Consider the following 1359-nt stretch of genomic DNA (forward strand, 5'->3'; position numbering starts at 1 on the left):
ATTATGTGAAGACTGAATGTAAAATTAACTGAGGTAACCATGTCACCAATTATGAAATATTTTGAATACGCTCACCTACCACCACATTTACAAGAAGTAAGTCAGCCTATCGGTGATTTGGCTAAATTAATGGATGAGTCACTACCTGATGGCCCAGAAAAATCAGCAGGACTGCGAAAGTTATTGGAAGCTAAAGATTGTCTGGTTAGGGCAAAATTAGGCTAGCTGGAATAGATACCACCACCCCAGAGCAAATGATTCTGGGGTGGTGAAGAATTATTATCGTTTTGGGCTTGGCGTCCTTGGTGGATAATCATTGTAAGTAGTCCACTCGTTTCCTGAGGCATCAGTCCATGGAGTAGATGGTGGAGTGGGGGAACGTGAAGGCGAAAAAAACGGACGTAGTGGTGTAGTAGGCCGAAACCCATTTTGCCACCCATATTCCCGTATTTCCCTGCGCATCTGTTCCTGTTGTTGTTGTTGACTAACGAAAGGTTGTTGGGCTGGATTTGCTCCATTTTGAGAAAAATCATTTAATTGTTTTTTAATGGCCTCATTAGAAACCAGAGCTTCGAATGCACGGCAGCTATTAATTGGAGACGTTGCTAGTTTTTGGACTAGTACATGTCTGTATGCGTTGATAGTTATATTGCATTGGTGGCGGGGCCACAATACACGTTTCCCATATTTTCTATAGTTTGTAAGGCCCCCTTTTTGTGTAGAAATAAAACCTAATCTAACCAATCTAGAGTGAACCGCTGATGCATCCTCTAGTGGTGAATAGGGGTTTACTAGTTGAGATCTTTCTACATTAATACATAGCGAAGTGTATCCATCAGGTTTTTGATATTCTTGAATAAAGGCACCGGATGGATTGTTATGATATCCGCCGTCACGAAAGAAACGGCCTGTGGATAAATATTCGAAATAATCTGGTAAAGAGATATTGTTAGCCATAACGACCTCCAAAAACGAACATATTTACAACAACCTCTACCTCCATCTCCACCACAAAACAAGCGAATAATACTTAACTATTAGTTACCCACTGAAACTAAACACAATATTTCTTTACCCATTCCCTTGAGTGGTTAAAGCAATAACCCATGTCATCACCTCGTACCTACCGCGTACCCAACGCACACGAGCTGGTGGCATTTTTATTTTCAACTGTTGAGGAAATCTCTATGGTTGATTTACGGGCTGGACAAAAGCAATAAATCCATTGCATTTCAATATATTAGTTGAGCGCAAGGGGCTGGACAAAACGACTTAACCCCTTGTTATCAATCTTCTATTTTGTCGACAACCCCTGCGTCGGGTTATCGCCGTCTGTCTGTATTAGCGATGACATGTTCC

The 1359-nt window shown here is 41.4% G+C and carries 2 protein-coding genes; one reads left to right on the forward strand and one right to left on the reverse strand.

Annotation, left to right across the window (positions count from 1 at the left end; translation table 11 throughout):
* Nucleotides 1–39: 39 nt before the first annotated feature.
* Nucleotides 40–225, forward strand: coding sequence for a hypothetical protein (locus tag FE392_RS19795; protein WP_319931849.1), 186 nt, complete (start codon nt 40–42; stop codon nt 223–225).
* Between the two features lie 54 nt (nt 226–279).
* Here the strand turns inward: FE392_RS19795 and FE392_RS19800 are convergent, their stop codons facing one another.
* The gene (locus FE392_RS19800; protein WP_319931850.1) at nt 280–957 is read right to left on the reverse strand and encodes a hypothetical protein; all 678 of its coding nucleotides are present in this window, start codon (nt 955–957) and stop codon (nt 280–282) included.
* Nucleotides 958–1359: the final 402 nt, after the last annotated feature.

The sequence above is a fragment of the Xenorhabdus santafensis genome (assembly GCF_033949405.1).
GTDB classification, from domain to species: Bacteria; Pseudomonadota; Gammaproteobacteria; order Enterobacterales; family Enterobacteriaceae; genus Xenorhabdus; species Xenorhabdus santafensis.